Source organism: Rhodococcus sp. NCIMB 12038 (genome assembly GCF_002165735.1).
Lineage (GTDB): Bacteria > Actinomycetota > Actinomycetes > Mycobacteriales > Mycobacteriaceae > Rhodococcus_F.
This window is the reverse complement of sequence record NZ_NHML01000021.1, coordinates 22,012-39,810: the sequence shown is the minus strand read 5'-3', so window position 1 is coordinate 39,810 and position 17,799 is coordinate 22,012. Positions and strand designations below refer to the sequence as shown.

General features: G+C 68.4%; 17 protein-coding genes. 9 read left to right on the top strand and 8 right to left on the bottom strand.

The genetic code is table 11. From position 1 onward, the window contains the following. Positions 1-4: 4 nt before the first annotated feature. Positions 5-847, bottom strand: coding sequence for a TatD family hydrolase (locus CA951_RS28340; RefSeq protein WP_087560012.1), 843 nt, complete (start codon positions 845-847; stop codon positions 5-7). 35 nt (positions 848-882) lie between these two features. Here CA951_RS28340 and CA951_RS28335 point away from each other — a divergent pair, with 35 nt between their 5' ends. The 3 genes from CA951_RS28335 (at position 883) to CA951_RS28325 (ending at position 4,672) form a co-directional block, all read left to right on the top strand. Further along, complete coding sequence (locus tag CA951_RS28335) at positions 883-1,776, top strand: SDR family oxidoreductase (RefSeq protein WP_087560011.1); 894 nt, start codon at positions 883-885, stop codon at positions 1,774-1,776. A 53-nt stretch (positions 1,777-1,829) separates the two neighbouring features. Further along, entirely contained in the window at positions 1,830-3,389 is a 1,560-nt protein-coding gene (gene metG / locus CA951_RS28330) for a methionine--tRNA ligase (protein WP_087560010.1), read from the top strand. A 107-nt stretch (positions 3,390-3,496) separates the two neighbouring features. Continuing rightward, entirely contained in the window at positions 3,497-4,672 is a 1,176-nt protein-coding gene (locus CA951_RS28325) for a DUF2786 domain-containing protein (RefSeq protein ID WP_087560009.1), read from the top strand. A gap of 7 nt (positions 4,673-4,679) precedes the next feature. Here the strand turns inward: CA951_RS28325 and rsmI are convergent, their stop codons facing one another. Next, on the bottom strand, positions 4,680-5,510 hold the full coding sequence (gene rsmI / locus CA951_RS28320) for a 16S rRNA (cytidine(1402)-2'-O)-methyltransferase (RefSeq protein WP_087560008.1): 831 nt from the start codon (positions 5,508-5,510) through the stop codon (positions 4,680-4,682). 29 nt (positions 5,511-5,539) lie between these two features. On the opposite strand from rsmI, the gene CA951_RS28315 reads away from it, so the two are divergent. Then, positions 5,540-7,093, top strand: a complete 1,554-nt coding sequence (locus CA951_RS28315; RefSeq protein ID WP_087560107.1) for a dolichyl-phosphate-mannose--protein mannosyltransferase — start codon at positions 5,540-5,542, stop codon at positions 7,091-7,093. Positions 7,094-7,155: 62 nt separating this feature from the next. Here the strand turns inward: CA951_RS28315 and CA951_RS28310 are convergent, their stop codons facing one another. The 4 genes from CA951_RS28310 to CA951_RS28295 all read right to left on the bottom strand — a co-directional run bounded on the left by CA951_RS28310 (position 7,156) and on the right by CA951_RS28295 (position 10,491). Then, positions 7,156-8,787 (bottom strand): BCCT family transporter, encoded by a 1,632-nt coding sequence (locus CA951_RS28310; RefSeq protein ID WP_373414499.1) that lies wholly within the window; start codon positions 8,785-8,787, stop codon positions 7,156-7,158. Between the two features lie 90 nt (positions 8,788-8,877). Continuing rightward, a complete protein-coding gene (locus CA951_RS28305; protein ID WP_087560006.1) occupies positions 8,878-9,309 on the bottom strand; it encodes a DoxX family protein in 432 nt (143 codons plus the stop codon). A 65-nt stretch (positions 9,310-9,374) separates the two neighbouring features. After that, positions 9,375-9,749 (bottom strand): GntR family transcriptional regulator, encoded by a 375-nt coding sequence (locus tag CA951_RS28300; RefSeq protein ID WP_087560005.1) that lies wholly within the window; start codon positions 9,747-9,749, stop codon positions 9,375-9,377. Between the two features lie 58 nt (positions 9,750-9,807). Next, positions 9,808-10,491, bottom strand: a complete 684-nt coding sequence (locus CA951_RS28295) for an SDR family oxidoreductase (protein WP_087560004.1) — start codon at positions 10,489-10,491, stop codon at positions 9,808-9,810. A gap of 90 nt (positions 10,492-10,581) precedes the next feature. Here CA951_RS28295 and arsC point away from each other — a divergent pair, with 90 nt between their 5' ends. Next, positions 10,582-10,938 carry an arsenate reductase (glutaredoxin) gene (arsC, locus tag CA951_RS28290; RefSeq protein ID WP_087560003.1) on the top strand — a complete coding sequence of 119 codons (357 nt, stop codon included), beginning with the start codon at positions 10,582-10,584 and terminating at the stop codon, positions 10,936-10,938. 68 nt (positions 10,939-11,006) lie between these two features. Here the strand turns inward: arsC and arcA are convergent, their stop codons facing one another. Then, positions 11,007-12,224 carry an arginine deiminase gene (gene arcA / locus CA951_RS28285; protein WP_087560002.1) on the bottom strand — a complete coding sequence of 406 codons (1,218 nt, stop codon included), beginning with the start codon at positions 12,222-12,224 and terminating at the stop codon, positions 11,007-11,009. 107 nt (positions 12,225-12,331) lie between these two features. On the opposite strand from arcA, the gene CA951_RS28280 reads away from it, so the two are divergent. Beyond that, complete coding sequence (locus CA951_RS28280; protein WP_087560001.1) at positions 12,332-12,853, top strand: FABP family protein; 522 nt, start codon at positions 12,332-12,334, stop codon at positions 12,851-12,853. Positions 12,854-12,895: 42 nt separating this feature from the next. Next, positions 12,896-13,375, top strand: coding sequence for a redox-sensitive transcriptional activator SoxR (gene soxR, locus CA951_RS28275; RefSeq protein WP_087560000.1), 480 nt, complete (start codon positions 12,896-12,898; stop codon positions 13,373-13,375). A 3-nt stretch (positions 13,376-13,378) separates the two neighbouring features. Here soxR and CA951_RS28270 read toward each other — a convergent pair whose 3' ends face one another. Beyond that, positions 13,379-13,873, bottom strand: a complete 495-nt coding sequence (locus CA951_RS28270; protein WP_087559999.1) for a DUF2505 domain-containing protein — start codon at positions 13,871-13,873, stop codon at positions 13,379-13,381. 191 nt (positions 13,874-14,064) lie between these two features. Between CA951_RS28270 and CA951_RS28265 the strand changes: the two genes are divergently transcribed. Together CA951_RS28265 and CA951_RS28260 are read left to right on the top strand one after the other, a co-directional pair. Beyond that, a complete protein-coding gene (locus tag CA951_RS28265) occupies positions 14,065-15,519 on the top strand; it encodes a wax ester/triacylglycerol synthase domain-containing protein (protein WP_087559998.1) in 1,455 nt (484 codons plus the stop codon). A gap of 17 nt (positions 15,520-15,536) precedes the next feature. Then, positions 15,537-17,795 (top strand): glycerol-3-phosphate 1-O-acyltransferase, encoded by a 2,259-nt coding sequence (locus tag CA951_RS28260; RefSeq protein WP_087559997.1) that lies wholly within the window; start codon positions 15,537-15,539, stop codon positions 17,793-17,795. Positions 17,796-17,799: the final 4 nt, after the last annotated feature.

Here is a 17,799-nt window from a genome sequence, read left to right as displayed (position 1 = left end):
CTCCCTACCCACTCACGGGCCGGAGGCCGTACACACGCTCGGCGGTCGCGGTGGACGCCTTCGCCAGGTCGTCCGGGTCCTCGCCGCGGATTTCGGCGAGCGCGCGGACCGTGTACGGCAGGCAGTACGGCTCGTTGGGAGCGCCCCGGAACGGGTGCGGGGTGAGGAACGGCGCATCCGTCTCGACGATCAGCTGATCCGACGACACCAGCGGCGCCGCCTCCCGCAGCGCCTTCGCGTTCTTGAAGCTGACGGTGCCGGAGAAGCTGAGGACGTAACCTGCGTCGATACATTCGCGCGCCATCTCGGCGTCCGAGGAGAAGCAGTGGAAGATCACCGTCTCCGGCGCCCCCTCCTCGCGGAGCACCTGCAGCAGCGCCTGGTCGGCCTCCCGGTTGTGGATCATCAGAGTCTTGCCGAGCCGCTTCGCGAGGTCGATGTGCCAGCGGAAGCCCTCGGTCTGCTCGGGGACGGTGGCGCAGCCGTCGAGTTTCCCCGGCCAGTAGAAGTCGAGTCCCGTCTCCCCCACCGCGACCACCCGGGGATCACCGGCGAGCCGCTCGATCTCCGCCCTGGTCGCGTCGTCGAGCACGTTGGCCCGGGTCGGGTGGATGGCGACGGCCGCGTAGACGCGGGGATCCCAGTGGGCGGCGTCGACGGCGAACTGCGCGGCCGCCAGGTCGTCGGCTACCGTGACCACCCGCTCGACCCCGACCGCGGCCGCCCGGTCGACGATCGCCGTGACGCTCGCGGCGTCCGAGGCTCCACACGCGTCGAGGTGGGTGTGCGAGTCGACGAGCGGGAACAGCGGCGCAGGGGCTTCCGGGGCGGGACGGTCTTTGCTCATGCGGACATTGTCGACGCCGCCGCCGCACGTGTCACATGCGGTACTTTCACCCCGACGGGGAGGGAGCCGTGTCCATGACTTCGAGCTCGATGAACGGCCGCGTGATCGCGGTGACCGGCGGCGCGAGGGGAATCGGGAGGGAAATCACCCGACAGCTGGCGGTCGCGGGCGCGCGGGTCGCGATCGGTGACATCGACGGCGCCGCGGCCCGGCGCACCGCGGACGAACTCGGCCGGGCGGGCGGGACCGTCGAGGGCCTCGAACTGGACGTCACCGACACCGGGTCGTTCTCGGTGTTCCTCGCGGCCGTCGAGGACCATTGGGGACCGATCGACGTGCTCGTCAACAATGCCGGCGTCATGTGGGTCGGGAGCTTCGACGAGGAGCCCGAGTCCGCGACGGACCGGCAGCTCGCGGTGAACCTGCACGGAGTCATCCGGGGAGTGCGCCTGGCGGCCCCGGCGATGCGTGAGCGGGGACGCGGCCAGATCGTCACGGTGGCGTCGGCGGCGTCGAAGGTCGCCCCGCCCGGCGAGTCGACGTACGCCGCCACCAAGCACGGCGTCCTCGGCTACCTGACCGGCGTCCGCGAGGAACTGCGCGGGTCGGGTGTGCAGATCTCGGTGATCATGCCCGGGGTCGTGGACACCGAACTCGCGGCCGGGACGGCGACCGGCGCGGCCAGGCTGCTGACGCCGGCGGACGTCGCGAAGGCGGTGGTCGCGGTGATCCGGCGTCCCCGGTTCGAAGTGACCATCCCCCGGTACATCGGCCCGCTGTTCCGGTTGGTCACCGTCTTTCCGCAGTTCGCCCGTGACTTCGCGGTCCGGCGGATGGTTCCCGACCAGGTGCGGTCCACGGACAAGTCGGCGCGCGCGGCGTACGAGTCGCGCACCGTCACCGGCGAGGACGGCGCCGGCCCGGGCTAGATCCCGAATCTGCGCGTCACGAAACGGCGGCGCGCAGATAGAGTGGTCGCACCATGAATGCTGCTGATTCCACCGCCTCGCGGCCACCTTTCTATCTGACGACGGCGATCGCGTACCCGAACGGCGTCCCGCACATCGGCCACGCCTACGAGTACATCTCCTCCGACGCCCTGGCACGGTTCAAGCGTCTGGACGGGTTCGACGTCTACTTCCTGACGGGAACCGACGAGCACGGTCTGAAGATGCAGCAGACCGCGGCCAAGGAAGGCATCGATGTCCGCGAACTCGCCGCGCGGAACTCGGATGTGTTCGAGGCCATGGACAAGACGCTGAACATCTCCTTCGACCGGTTCATCCGCACCACGGATGCCGACCACGAAGAGGCCAGCAAGGCGATCTGGCAGAAGATGCTCGACAACGGCGACATCTACCTCGACACGTACTCGGGCTGGTACTCGGTCCGCGACGAGGCGTTCTACACCGAGGCCGAGACCACGCTGCAGGAGGACGGTTCGCGCCTGTCCACCGAGACGGGCACCCCGGTCGAGTGGACGGAGGAGTCCACGTACTTCTTCAAGCTGTCCGAGTACCAGGACAAGCTGCTGGCCCTCTACGACGAGAATCCCGATTTCATCGCGCCCGCGACGCGGCGCAACGAGATCGTCAGCTTCGTCAAGGGCGGTCTCAAGGATCTGTCGATCTCGCGGACGACGTTCGACTGGGGCGTTCCGGTGCCCGACCATCCCGAGCACGTCATGTACGTGTGGGTGGACGCGCTGACCAACTACCTCACCGGCGCCGGGTACCCGGACACGGATTCCGAGCAGTTCGGCAAGTTCTGGCCTGCGAACCTGCACATCATCGGCAAGGACATCACCCGGTTCCACACCGTGTACTGGCCGGCGTTCCTGATGTCGGCGGGAATCGAGTTGCCGAAGCGGGTCTTCGTGCACGGATTCCTCTACAACAAGGGCGAGAAGATGTCGAAGTCGGTCGGCAACGTCGTCGACCCCGTCGCCATGGTGGAGCAGTACGGCCTCGACGCCGTGCGCTTCTTCCTGCTCCGCGAGATCTCCTACGGCCAGGACGGCAGCTACAGCCACGAGGCCATCGTCACCCGGATCAACGCCGACCTCGCGAACGAACTCGGCAACCTCGCCCAGCGTTCACTGTCGATGGTCGCGAAGAACTGCGACGCGCAGGTCCCGACGCCGGGCGAGCTGACCGAGGACGACACGGCGATGCTCGCGCAGGCGGATGCGCTGCTGGAGCGGGTGCGCGCCGAATACGACGTCCAGGCACTGCATCTCGCGCTGGAGGCGATCTGGTCGGTTCTCGGTGAGACCAACCGGTACTTCTCCAAGCAGGAGCCCTGGGTGCTGCGGAAGACGGATCCGGCACGGATGGCTACGGTGCTGTACGTGACGCTCGAGGTGGTCCGGATCGTGGGCATCCTCGTGCAGCCGGTGATGCCGGGCGCCGCGGAGAAGATCCTGGATCTGCTGGGTCAGAAGAGCGACGCGCGGCAGTTCGGCGACCTTCCGACACGCATCGTGGCGGGCACACCGCTGCCCGCGCCGTCGGGCGTATTCCCCCGTTACGTGGAGGACTGATACGCGCGGGGCCCGTTCTTGTCGGACCCCGCAGGCACACTCTCCCCATGACGCCGACTAGAACATACATTCGATCTCATCACCGTGGATTCGGGAACGGAGCGCGCGTGTTCGACGACGAAGTGAGCCCACAGGCCGCCGCGGCAGTCCACACCCTGATGGGTGAGTTGTCGGGCGCGTACGAGCGCGGGTGGCAGCCCGCCGACGTCATACATCTGGCGCGGAGATCGAAGGAGCCGTCCGACGCGGCGCTGGCGGCGGCCCTGGTGCTGCACGAGGCGGAGCGCACCCGCGCCGCACACCGGGCGCCCCGGGACTGGGTGGAGCAACTCCGCACCATCGGCGAGCAGTACCCGGGCGCGTCCCACCTGGCGGCGCGGGTTCCGGTCGACGGTCCCGACGTTCGGGCGCTGGCCGCCGGACTGCTGTTCGAAGACCCGTACCACTCCGTCTACCAGCTCACCGACCTGTCGCTGGCGTGGACGAATCTGCCCGGCTGGACGGTGCTCACTCCCCCGCCGTCGACGTGGCCCGTCGTGCGGGTCGCCGACCCGTCCGCGGCGATGCCGGGCGAGGCCGAGGCCGACGCGAAGGTGCTCAACAGGATTCGCGGGTTGCTCGCCAAGGCCGAGGCCACCGATTTCGCGGAGGAGGCGGAGATCTTCACCGCGAAGGCGCAGGAGTTGATGACGCGCTATGCGATCAGCGCGGCCCTCCTGCACACCCAGACCGGGGTGGGCAACACCTCAGTGCACAGTCGCCGCATCCACCTGGAGAATCCGTACGTCAAGGAGAAGGTGCACCTTCTCACGGAGATCGGCGACTCCAACCGGGTGCGCACCGTGTGGTTCAGCTCCCTCGCCATCGCGACCGTGGTCGGCGCCCCCCTCGACCTCCAGCAGGTCGACATGCTCTTCACCTCACTGCTTGTGCAGGCCACGCGCGCAATGCAATTCGCGGACGCCGACAGTCGCAGCGGCGCACGCACCACGTCGTTCCGGAAGGGTTTCCTGGCGGGCTTCGCCAGCCGCATCGGGCAGCGGTTGCGCGACGCCGACAGCCGGGCCACGGCCGACGCCGCCGACGAGGCGGCGATCCCGGTCGCCGATCTGCTACCGATCCTGGCCACCAAGTCCGAGGCCGTCGACGCCGAGTTCGACCGCCTGTTTCCGCGGACCAAGAAGGCCCGCGGCCGGGCCGTCGACGCCAACGGCTGGCACGCCGGGCAGGCGGCCGCCGACGACGCGTCGCTGGCGCCCGGGGAGCGTGCTCTCCGGAGGTAGCGCCCGCCTAGTCCTTCCGGGACGCCAGCACCGTTTCGTAGAGTTCCCGCTTCGACACACCGGTGGTGGCGACGAGCGCGCACGCGTCCTTGAGCCGGGTGCCGTCGGCGACCAGTCGCTCCACCTCGTCGACGAGGTCGGCGGGGTCGGACGCGACGAGGGTGGCGCCCTCCACCACGACGGTGATCTCGCCGCGGACTCCCTCGGCTGCCCACTCGGCGAGTTCGGCGAGGGTGCCGCGGCGGACCTCCTCGTACGTCTTGGTCAGCTCCCGGCAGACGGCGGCGCGGCGGGTGCCGCCGAGCACGTCGGCGGCGTCCGCGAGGCAGTCGGCGAGCCGGTGCGGCGCCTCGAAGAACACGCAGGCGCGTTGCTCGGCGACCAAGGCCTGCAACCACGTCTTGCGCTGACCCTGTTTGCGGGGCGGGAAGCCGTCGAAGCAGAACCGTTCGACGGGCAGCCCGGACAGCGCGAGTGCCGTCGTCACCGCCGACGGTCCGGGCAGGCACGTCACCGCCAGATCCTCGGCCACGCACGCCGACACCAGCCGGTACCCGGGGTCGCTGACCGACGGCATGCCGGCGTCGGTGACGAGGAGCACGGTCTTGCCGGACGCGACGTCGGCGACGAGCGCGGGCAGCCGGGCCGTCTCGACCTGGTCGTAGAAGCTCACGACCTTGCCGGTGATCGTCACGTCGAGCGCGGAGGCGAGGGCCTTGGTGCGGCGGGTGTCCTCGGCGGCGACGACGTCGGCCGTCCCGAGCGCCGTACGCAGCCTCGGCGAGGCGTCACCCACGTCCCCCATCGGTGTTGCGGCGAGCACTAGGCGACCAGTCATGACCCACAGCCTACGATTGCGGCGTGACGATGCTGACGGACGAGCGACCGACGCCCTCCGCACGACAGCCGTCCCTGGTCGGACCGGCGCCGCTCGTGCCGCCCTCCGACTTCGGTCCCGTCGACCGTGCCCGCGGCTGGGTGGTGACCCTGTTCGTCACGGCGATCGCGGCGATCACCCGGTTCACGATGCTCGGGTACCCGACCGACGCGGGCACTCCCGTGTTCGACGAGAAGCACTACGCGCCGCAGGGCTGGCAGGTGCTCACCGGTGGCTGGGTCGAGGACAATCCCGGCTACGGGCTGGTGGTGCATCCACCGATCGGGAAACAACTGATCGCGATGGGCGAGGCCATCTTCGGCTACAACGGCTGGGGCTGGCGGTTCGCGTCGGCGGTGGCGGGCACGATTTTGGTGCTGCTGGTGATCCGGATCGTCCGCCGGCTCACGCGGTCCACCCTGATCGGCGGTCTCGCCGGAATCCTGCTGGTCGCGGACGGGGTGACGTTCGTGTCGTCGCGGCTCGGCATGCTCGACATCTTCCTGGCCCTGTTCGCGGTGGCGGCGCTCGGCTGCCTGATCGTGGACCGCGACCAGGTGCGCGAGCGGATGGCCCGGGTGTACGCCGAGGGCCGGATCGGCGACAGCGAGTGGGGTCCGCGGCTCGGTGTGCGCTGGTGGCGGTTCGGCGCCGGGATCATGCTGGGTCTGGCGTGCGGCACCAAATGGTCGGGCGTCTACTTCATCGTGTTCTTCGGGCTGCTCAGCGTCGCGTTCGATGTGTCGGCCCGGCGCGCCTACGGGGTGCGCCGCCCGTGGTTCGGCGCCGGCGTCCGCGACGTCGGCCCCGCGCTGTACGCGCTCGTCGTCGTCCCGCTGTTCGTGTACCTGGCCAGCTACTGGGCGTGGTTCGCCAGCGAGACCGGGGTGGACCGGCATGCCGTGGGCAACGAGATCGGAACAGGCGGCACCTGGTCGTTCCTGCCGGCAGCGCTGCGGTCGCTGTGGTACTACAGCGGCAACGTCCTCCAGTTCCACGCGGGCCTCACCAATTCGGCGGGCAACCATCACCCGTGGGAGTCGAAGCCGTGGACATGGCCGATGGGTCTGCGCCCGATGCTGTACTACTTCGCCGAGGGCGATCACGTCACCGGTTGCGGGGCGTCGAGTTGCGTCAAGGCGGTCATGCTCATCGGGACGCCCGCCATGTGGTGGCTGGCACTGCCGATGCTCGCGTGGGCCCTGTGGCAGTCCGTGGTGCGGAAGGACTGGCGGTACGCCACCGTCCTCACCGGCTATGGCGCGGCGTTCCTGCCCTGGCTGACCACCCTGGACCGCCAGATGTACTACTTCTACGCGGTGGCGCTGGCGCCGTTCATGGTGATGGGTTTCGCGCTGGTGCTGGGTGACGTCCTGGGTAGCGCGCGGGCGTCGTTCGAGCGCCGCACCACCGGCCTGCTCGCCGTCTGCCTCTACGTGGGGCTCGTGGTCGCCAACTTCATCTGGTTGTGGCCGATCCTCACCGCCGTCCCGATCACCCCGGAGACGTGGCAGCACCAGCTGTGGCTGCCCAGCTGGCGTTGACGCCGTAAACGAGTCGAGCCGTCCGGGTCCCGTGGGACCCGGACGGCTCGCAGACTGTTTCTCTAGCGGGACGAGATCCGGTCGCGACGACGCTTCGCCGCCACTCTCCGCATCTCCCTCCGCATTTCCCGGCCGTCGACGATCATCTGGTCCCGGGACAGATCCTTGTACAGCGAGAAGCACAACCCGATCATCACGATGACGAACGGCGCCGCAGCGATGATCGTCATCGTCTGCAGTCCGTCGAGTGCGGTGTCGCCACCGGTCCACAGGATCAGCGCGGCCACGCCACCGGTGAGCACACCCCAGAACACGACCACCCAGCGCTGCGGTTCCAGTGAACCGCGCTGCGACAGGGTGCCCATCACCATCGAGGCGGCGTCGGCTCCGGAGACGAAGAAGATCCCGACGAGGACCATCACCAGGACGGTCGTGATGCCGGTGAGCGGCAGGTGGTTGAGCATCCCGAACAGCTGCCCCTCCTGGGTGTCCTGCCCGGCGAGGTCGATTCCGTCACGCTGCTCGCTGATTCCCGCACCGCCGAAGATCGCGAACCACACGAGGCTCACGGCGCTCGGCACCACGATCACGCCGACCACGAACTGCCGGATGGTGCGGCCGCGGCTGATGCGGGCCAGGAACATGCCGACGAACGGGGTCCAGGAGATCCACCACGCCCAGTAGAAGATGGTCCACGACGACAACCATTCGCCGGTCGCCGGATCGGACGACGCACCGGTGCGGGCCGACATCTGCGCGAGCTGCGCGGCGTAGGCGCCGATCGTCGTGGGCAGCAGGTTGAGGATCAGGACCGTCGGTCCGACGACGAACACGAACAGCGCCAGGACGACGGCGAGCACCATGTTGGTGTTGGAGAGCCACTGGATTCCCTTGGCGACACCCGACACGGCGGAGGCCACGAACGCGAGGGTCAGCAGGGCGACGATCGCGACCAGCAGGAACGTGCTGACCTCCGACATCCACCCGACGACCTGGAATCCGGAACCGATCTGCAGTGCGCCGAGACCCAGCGAAGCGGCGGTGCCGAACAGTGTCGCGAAGATCGCGAGGACGTCGATGAACTTGCCGATCGGCCCCTCGGCGCGGCGGCCGAGCAGCGGGATGAACGCGGAGCTGAACAGCTGCTTGCGACCCTTCCGGTACGAGCCGTACGCGATCGACAGTCCGACCACCGCGTACATCGCCCAGGGGTGCAGGCTCCAGTGGAACATGGTGGTGGCCATCGCAGTTCCGATGCCACCGCTGGAACCCGGAGGGGGTGTCACGTAGTGCGCGAGCGGTTCGGCGACACCGAAGAACATCAGTCCGATGCCCATTCCGGCGCTGAACATCATCGCGATCCAGCTGACGGTCCGGAACTCGGGCTTCTCGCCGTCCTTGCCGAGCGGAATGTGCCCGAACTTGCTGAACGCGAGCCACAGTGAGAAGAGGACGAACCCCGACGCCGACAGGACGAACAACCAGCCCATGTCGGTGACCAGCCAGTCGAGCGCCTTACCCGTCGTGGTGTCGAGATTGTCGGGGGCCACGAGCCCCCAGACGACGATTGCCGACACCGCGGCGGCGGCGGCCGAGAACACGACGTGATCGGTGCGAACACCGACCCGTTTGAGCCCTCCGCCGACGGCCGCGTCAGCGGTGTCGGAACCTTGATCAGGCAGATCAGTATTCATTGCCATGAACAACTACGTTGGTCATTTTCGATGGTAAAAGCAAGCTAGCCCACCGCTTCACACCGAATCGAGACCCAGCGGACGGTGTCGTTAAGCTGCGGTTTTGCCCCATCCCGAGCCTCTTCCGAGGAGCCCGTCGATGCCGAGGCGTCCGGCACCGATCACAGCCAGAAGCAGCGACCCGGCGCCGAGTGCGACGACGAGTTCGTACCCGCCGTTCGCGACGAAGACACCCTTGTCCGCGTGCACCAGAATCAGCGCCCCGAGCATGTCGAAAAACAGCAGGATTCCGGCGATCGGTGTGGCGACGCCCACGATGAGAGCAAATCCACCCGCGAGTTCGACAGTGGCGGCCGCAACAGCCGAGATGTCGGGCCGCGGGACACCCATGTCGGCGAACGACGCCTGGGTGGCCTTCACTCCGTAGTCGAAGAACTTCTGCCAGCCGTGCGCGACGAAGATCACGCCGAGCCCGATCCGGGCGATCAGTAGTGCGAAGTCACGGAAGAGCGCAGAAGCCATACCGAGCGTCTACCTTTCTGGGGTCACACCCTCTGGGGTCACACGTTCTGGATGCGGCGCCGTCCTCATTCGGCGCCGCGGAGAGCGGACTGCACGAAGCCGAGGATCTCCTCGTCGGACACCCCCAGCTTCCGCAGTTCGTGCACATATCCTGTTGCGGCCTTCTCGGCTCCGGCGCGGATCGGGTCACCGCCGCTCGCGATGAACGTGCCCTGCTTGCCCCGGGTTTCGATGACACCCTGCTCGCCGAGTTCCCGGTACGCCTTGGCGACCGTGTTCGGTGCGAGGCCGACCTCGACGGCGAGCGCGCGGACCGTGGGGATCTTCGTTCCCGCGATCAACTGCCCGCTGCGCACCTGCTCGATGATCTGCAATCGCAACTGGTCGAACGGGGCGGTCGACGAATCGGGGTCGATGTCGATGTCCACGGCCGGCGCCACCTCCGTTGTTCCACGCGTTGTATCAGACCGTAGTTGCGCGGTTGCGGCGCCGCAATGGTTACAGCGCTGCGACGGCGTCCTCGATCGGCGTCGGACCGGACGTCAGCATGAGCGTCTTCTTCGCAGTCTCCGGGTGATCCAGAAGCGCCGCGATCACTGCGGCGACGTCGGCGCGCGGGACGGTGCCGCGCTCGAGCGGCGGCGCAGTGAGCGTGACATGACCCGTCGGGTCGTCGTCGAGCAGACCGCCCGGGCGGAGAATCGTCCAATCGAGGTGGGTCCGGGCGCGCAGGTCTTCCTCGGCGGCCGTCTTCGCGACGAGGTAGGCCGCGAACACCTCGTCGGTGCCCTCGGGGATCGGCTCCCCCGCCCCGAACGAGCTGATCTGGACGAATCGCCGCGTTCCCGCCTTCTCGGCGGCGTCCGCGAGGAGAACCGCGGCCCCGCGATCGACGGTGTCCTTGCGGGCGATACCGCTGCCCGGGCCTGCGCCTGCGGCGAACACCGCGGCGTCCGCACCGACGAGCGTCTTCGCCACGTCGTCCGCGCTCGCCGTCTCCAGATCGATCACCACCGGTTCGGCGCCGAGCGCCGCCACCTCGTGCTCGTGATCGGGGTTGCGGATCAGCGCGACCGCTCGGTCACCGCGCGCGGTGAGAATCTTGATGAGGTGACGGGCGATTTTCCCGTGCCCACCCGCGATGACGATGCGCCGCGGAGTCGCGTCCCTGTGCTCGGCCATGATCGATCACTCCCTCTTTCGTCGACTGGTCACGAGTTACTACCCCCGGTTCAGCGTTCGGTGCGGGCACATTTGTTCCCCAGGTGCAGAATGTCGGGTATGGCGACCACCGCGACCATCTACCACAACCAGCGCTGCAGCACGTCCCGCACCGTCCTCGGATTGATCCGGGACGCGGGCATCGAGCCGACCGTCGTGAAGTACCTCGACACCCCGCCCTCGCGGGACGGATTGCGCAAACTTCTCGACGACGCCGGACTGAAGCCGAGCGAGGCGATCCGCAAGAAGGAGGCCGTCTTCAGGGAACTCGGGCTCGCCGAGGCGTCCGAGGACGAACTGCTGGAAGCGATGGTCGACAACCCCATCCTCATCGAGCGACCGATCGTCGTGACGGACAAGGGCACCGTCCTCGCCCGCCCGGCCGCGAAGGTCAGCGACATCCTTTAGGCGCTTCGCGCTCGTGCGCCTTTCTGGTTGTTCCAGCTACCAGAAAGGCGCACGGGCGGCGGAGCCGCCTACAGCGGGTCGCGGGCCACCGGGCAGGACATACAGCGGGGACCGCCGCGGCCCGAACCGAGTTCGGAACCGGCGATCCGCAATACCTCGATGCCCGACGCCTCTAGCCGGGCGTTGGTCTCGACGTTCCGTTCGTAGGCGACGACGACGCCGGGTGCGAGTGCGAGCGTGTTGTTTCCGTCGTCCCACTGTTCGCGTTCGGCGGTGACGTTGTCGAGCCCGGTGTCGATGACGCGCAGTTTGCCGATGCCCATGGCCTCGGCGGCGGCGGCGAGGAACGGGTCGGCGCCGCGGATCGACACGCCCTTGTCCTCGCGGTGAATGGTGAACGCCGACAGCGTGTCCTGGATGATCGGGTACATCACGACGGCGTCGTGGTCGACCATCGTGCACACGGTGTCGAGGTGCATCGACGCCCGGGCCTGCGCGATGGGCACCACCAGCACGGTGTGCGCCAGTTCGTCCTCGAAGACGCTGCGCGCCAACGCCTCGGCGCCGGCCGGTGTGGTGCGCTCCCCCACACCGACGGCGACGACGCCAGGTGCCAGGAGCAGGACGTCGCCGCCTTCGACGGGGGCCGTGTGGGATTCGTAGGCGCGCCGGGCGCCCCGGAAACGCGGGTGGTGGGCGTAGATGATGTCGGTCAGGGACGTTTCGCGGACGCGGGCGGGCAGTGCCAGCGAGGTGATCGCGACGCGCGGTCCGATCCAGAACGACGAGTCCCGGGTGAACAGCAGGTTGGGCAGCGGGTCGATGACGAAGTCGCCGCCGTGGTGCATGCGCCGGACCAGCGACGCCGTGTTCGCGGCGACGGGCAGTTCGTCGAACGTCATGCCCGCGGTGAGGATGGTGGAGAGTTCGGCGGCCGGGACGCCGCGGAGGTGTGCGGCGAGTTCCTGCGCCAACGTGTGGCCCAGTTTGCGGGGGTCGACGGCCGCGCCGATGCCCTGGATGCGGGCGGCTCCGCTGGCGCCGAGTGTCTCGCTGAGCAGGTCGGACAGCAGCAGGACCTCGACGCCGCGGCTGCGCAGGAGGTCCGCGAACGCGTCGTGCTCCTCCTGTGCGCGGTCGACCCAGGGCAGTCCGTCGAACAGCAGTTGGTCGTTGTTGCGGGGCGTCAGCCGCTTCAGTTCGTCCCCGGGCCGGTGCAGGAGGACGGCACGCAGCTGCCCGACTTCGGAGTTGGCCCCCAGCGGTGCAGAACCCGACGCGTTCATGTCTAGACGGTAATGCCGGCGGGCCCGGCAGGCACGCTCAAACGCTCCGCCGCCGACCGTGTCCCTCGGCCCCGCAGGCGAGTACCGTGAAGCGGCGGAGGTATCTCATGGACGAGAACTCGACTCTCTCGCCGGCGCACCCGGATGCGACGGCGAGTTCGTCTGCGCCGGTTCCGTCGGTGCCGCCCGCCCTGGCGCCGTTCGCCGGTGTGTGGCGCGGGGAGGGCGAGGGCGCGTACCCGACGATCGACGACTTCGCGTACACGGAGGAGATCGAATTCGCTCCCAGCGGTAAACCGTTCCTGGCGTACCGGTCTCGGACGCGGGAGGCGGGCACCGGGCGGCCGTTGCACTCGGAGTCCGGGTATCTGCGGCTCGTCTCCGAGGACGAGGCGGAACTGCTCGTCGCCCAGCCGACCGGGTTCACCGAGATCCACCGCGGTCAGATCCGGGAGGGGATCATCGAGTTGTCGATGGTGGCGCTGAGTGCGTCCCCGGACGCCAAACCGGTGCACAGCATCCGGCGGCAGTTGTCGGTGCGCGGCGGCGACCTCACGTACGACCTGTGGATGGCGCACGACCTGACTCCGCTCACGCACCACCTCCACGGTCATCTCCGCCGCGACTGACCTCGAGTATTGTTCAGGTAACCCGGTGAAAGGTTGCCTGTCGTGGAGATGCCCGAATGGAGAGCGAAGGAACTGACGCCGGGGCAGCTGTCGGAGCGCAGTGGCGTCGCGGTGTCGGCGTTGCATTTCTACGAGCGCGAGGGGCTGATCACCAGCAGGCGGACGTCCGGCAATCAGCGTCGCTATCGCCGGGACACGCTGCGGCGGGTCGCGTTCATCCGCATCGCCCAGCGGGTCGGGATTCCGCTGGCCGAGATCCGGGACGCCCTCGCGACCCTCCCCGAGGGCCGCACCCCGAACCGGAAGGACTGGGAGAAGCTGTCGACGCGGTGGCACGCCGATCTGGATCAGCGGATCGAGCAGTTGATCCGGCTCCGCGACAACCTGACCGGCTGCATCGGCTGCGGGTGCCTGTCGCTGGGCAGTTGCGCGATCGTCAACAGCCACGACCGGCTGGGGACGGCAGGGCCGGGCGCCCGCACGCTGGACGTCGAACTGGACGGCCCCGCGCCGGAGGCGTGAGCGTCAGCTGTCGCCGAGCCACTTCTCGATCGCGTCGCGGTCCTGCCCGATCATGTCGCCGATCAGCTTCCTGACGAGCGATTCGATCTGTCCCCCGACGAGCGGGATCTTGACCTGCACCGTTCCGGAGACGTCGAGGACCGTGACGTCGCCCGACGCGCGGAGCACCGACGTGCAGTCGATCTTCACGGGGATCCCGGTGGAACTGCCGCTGATCCGGCCGTCGGCACGGTCGCCGTCGAGTGCGCCCCATTCGTCGGCCCGCTCGACCTTCAGTTCACCGGAGACGACCTTGCGCACCAGCCCGGGGAGGGAGGACGCGCCGATGGTGTCGCGCATCGTCGCCGTCAGCGTGCCGGGGCCGCGGCTGTCGTCGAGGGTGAGCTTCTCCGGCGCCTCCTCGAACCGGTGCTGCCAGAACGCCCGGTCCGTCACCGTCGCGTGCACGCGGTCGATCGGGTACGCGACCTGTTCGGAGTAGTCGAAGCTTTTCGCCATGACGGCAGCCTACGACAACTCCGTGAGTGGCGAAGGAGTCCAGGGACTCGTCAGCCACGCACGGGCGCGGAGCGCCTCAGGCGGAAAGTCCGGAGCGCAATCCGCCGGAACCAGGGACGCGATCTGCGGGGCGGGTCCACACTGGAAAAGCAGCAGCTGAGGGCAACTCGAGTAACCGAATGAGGGTGGGCATGGCCGACGGCGAACCTCTGATACCACCGAGTGCCGTCGACGTGGATTTCTCCGACGTCGCCTGGGGAGCGGACCGCACGATGTCCGACTTCGAGACCGGGATGTGGCGGATGGAGGAGGTGCAGCCGAAGCTGCGCTCACCGATCGTCGCGGTCGACGTCCTCGACAAGCCGCCGGACTGGGAGCGGCTCGTGCGTGCCCACGAATGGGCGTCGCACATGGTGCCGCGCATCCGGATGCGGGTGGTGGAGCCGACCCTGCGGCTGGGCAACCCGATGTGGTCGGTCGACCCCGAGTTCGATCTCGACTATCACCTGTCGCGGGTGCGGTTGCCGGAGCCTGCGACGTTCGACCATGCGCTGCGGATGTGCAGGCACATGGCGACGGAGCCGTTCGACCGCGCCCGGCCGCCGTGGAGCGCGATGCTCATCGAGGGACTCGACGACGGCCGCGCCGTCTACGTGGTGAAGACGCACCACAGCATCACGGACGGTCTCGGCGGCATCCAGTTGATGACGCTGCTGCACAGCAGGCGCCCCGAACCGTCGCCGGACAAACCGGATCGGCCTGCGCCGTTGCCGGAGCAGATGTCGGGCGGCGGCGCCCTGTTCGAGCAGGCGCTCGACAATGTGCGCAGCGTCCCCGGCCGTCTCGGCGGCCTGATCCGCGGTGCGGTGCGGACGGCGATGACGGTCGTCGGCGACCCGGTGGGCAGTGTCACGGAGGTCGCCGGTTACGCGAACTCGATCCGCCGGGTGGTGACCCCGCCCCCGACCACGGGGTCGGACCTGCTGCGCGACCGGGGGCTCGGACGCTGGTTCGGCGTGCTGGAGGTGAGTGTCGACGAACTGCGTTCCGCCGCCCACGTCGCGGGCGGTTCGTTGAACGACGCGTATGTGGCAGCGCTGCTGGGCGGGTTCCGCCGCTATCACGAATCGTTCGGCCACGACCTCGAGACGATCCCGGTGGGGATGCCGGTGAGTATGCGTTCGGCGTCGGATCCGACCGGGGGTAACCGGTTCGCGGCGGCCCGGTTCGCCGGACCGGTCGGTGAGCGCGACCCGATTGCGCGGATCAAGAAGGTACGCACGATCATTCTCGGGTTGCGCCAGGAACCGGCGCTCGGGCTGCTCGATTCCGCCGCCCCGATCCTGGTCCGGATCCCGACGGTGGTGCTGGCCAACTGGTACCTCTCGCAGTCGACGGGCCTCGATCTGCAGGCCAGCAACGTCGCAGGTGTGCCCGTGCCCGTGTATCTCGCGGGTGCCCGGATCGAGCGGATGTTCCCGTTCGGCCCGGCCCCCGGCTGCGCGGTCATGGCAACTCTGGTCTCCCACGTCGGCACGTGCTGCATCGGTGTCAATCTCGACACCGCCGCCGTGACCGAACCGGCGCGGTTCATGTCGTGCCTGCAGGAGAGTCTCGACGAGATCGTCGAACTCGGCCGCGGGTGAAAGGAAAGGCTGGCGCGATGGACGAGCAGACGACACGGCCACGGGTCTATCTCATCGAGACGATGAGCGAGATGGAGGACGACGTTCTCCGCACGTGGCTGGAGCGGCAGGCGAACGACTCCGGTCAGCCACCGCCCACCGTCCGCGTCACCGATCAGGCCCTCGCCGATCTGGCACGCCGGAAGGACGATCCGCTGCTCACCCCGCTCCGGGTGGTGTGGCTGCCGAAGGAGACCCATCCGGACGGCGCGCAGCGATTCCGGGAGACGCTGTCGCTGCGCGATCCGCTGCACCCCGGCCAGAACATGCAACGCCGGGTGATGCGCGACGACCCGGCCCGATGCCAGGTTCTGGAGGGCGACCCGGCCCCGCTCAGTGACCTCGAACGCCGGCTCGCCGAGAACGGGGGTGGATCCCTTCCGGATTTCATCCGCCGCCAGGCGGCGCTGACCCTCGAACGGGCCGAGCGCACCGTGCTGGGCACGCAGTACAAGGTGTCGAGGTTCGTCGTCGACGAGATCACCGACGCCAGCCGGTACCACGACGGCACGCACGAACTGTCCGCCCAGTTGAATCTTCCCGTCGCCGAGGTGGATCGCCGGGCCCGCGGCGCACTGGACGAGATGGTCGCCGCCCAGAGCCGGCGGGCAATCGCACTGTGGGATCAGTTGGGCCGCTACTTCTCCCGCGCGTACCGCCTCGACGTCGACACCACCCGGCTCGACGACCTTCGGGAGCTGAACAAGGAACATTCCCTGGTGTTCCTGCCCAGTCACCGCTCGTACCTGGACCCGCTGGTGCTGCGGCCTGCCCTGCTCGCGAACGACCTTCCGCTCAACCACGTGATGGGCGGGCTGAACATCAACTTCTGGCCGATCGGGCCGATCGGCAAGCGCAGCGGCACCGTGTTCATCCGCCGCAAGATCGAGGGCGACGAGATCTACAAGTGGACGCTCCGCGAGTACATGCGCTACCTGCTCACGAAACGGTTCAACCTCGAGTGGTACATCGAGGGCGGTCGCAGCCGCACCGGGAAACTGCGGCCACCGCGGTTCGGCCTGCTCAACTACCTCGCGAAAGCGTTCCAGGACAGCGGGATGTCCGACGTGTACCTCGTGCCGGTGTCGCTGACCTACGACCAGCTGTACGAGGTCGGGGCGATGGCCGCGGAGGCGCACGGCCAGGCGAAGAGCAAGGAGAGTCTGCGCTGGCTCTTCGGATATGTTCGGGCGCAGGGTCAACGGCACGGGGTCGCGCACGTCAACGTCGGCAGGCCGATGTCGCTGGCGGACTACCTCGGCCAGGAGGACGACCTGCGGCTGGCGGTGCAGAAGACGGCGTTCGAGGTGTGCCACCGCATCAACGAGGTCACCCCCGTCACGGCGTCCTCACTCGTCATGCTCGCGTTCCTCGGCATCGAGGACCGGGCGCTCACCGTCGCCGAGGTCGGCGGCATCCTCGGACCGCTCGTCGACTACATCACGGCGCGCTCGCTGCCCACCGCGGGCGACGTGGATCTGACGGATCCGCAGGTGATCCGCAAGGCCGTGCGCACCCATCTCGACTCCGGGGTCCTGAAGAGTTTCGACCAGGGCAGTGAGCGGGTGTTCTACCTCGGCCGCGACCAGCATCTCGTGGCAGCGTTCTACCGCAACAACACCATTCACTTCCTGGTGATGCGGGCGATCGCGGAGATGGTACTGCGCGCCGCCGTCGATCAGCAGTTCACCGACCCGCTCGAGGACGGATGGAATGCGGCGCTCCGCATCCGCGACCTCCTCAAGTTCGAATTCTTCTTCAGCGAGAAGGACAGTTTCCGGAAGGAACTGCGCGCCGAACTGGACCTGATAGACCCGGCGTGGCAATCGAACCTGGGTGACCCCCAGCATGCGGCGAACCTGTTGTCCGGGATGCGCATTCACCTGGCGCACCGGGTTCTGCAGCCGTTCCTGGAGGCGTACGCGGTGGTCGCGGCTCAGCTGCTGCGCACCCCTGTGGACCGGAAGTTCGACGAGAAGGCATTCATGACGGCGTGCCTCGCGCTCGCCGAGCAGCGACGGCTCCGGCAGCAGATCGGGAGCAGCGAGTCGATTTCGGCCGAACTCTTCACGACCGCGCTCAAACTGGCACGGAACCGGGGACTCGTCGAACCGAATGCCGAGAACATGGCGGCCCGGCGGGTCGAGTTCGAGGCCGAACTCCAGACCTTGATCGGCCAGGTGCTCCGCATCCGGGCCATCGCGCACGAGAATCTCGACCAGATGGGCGGTAGGTGAGTAG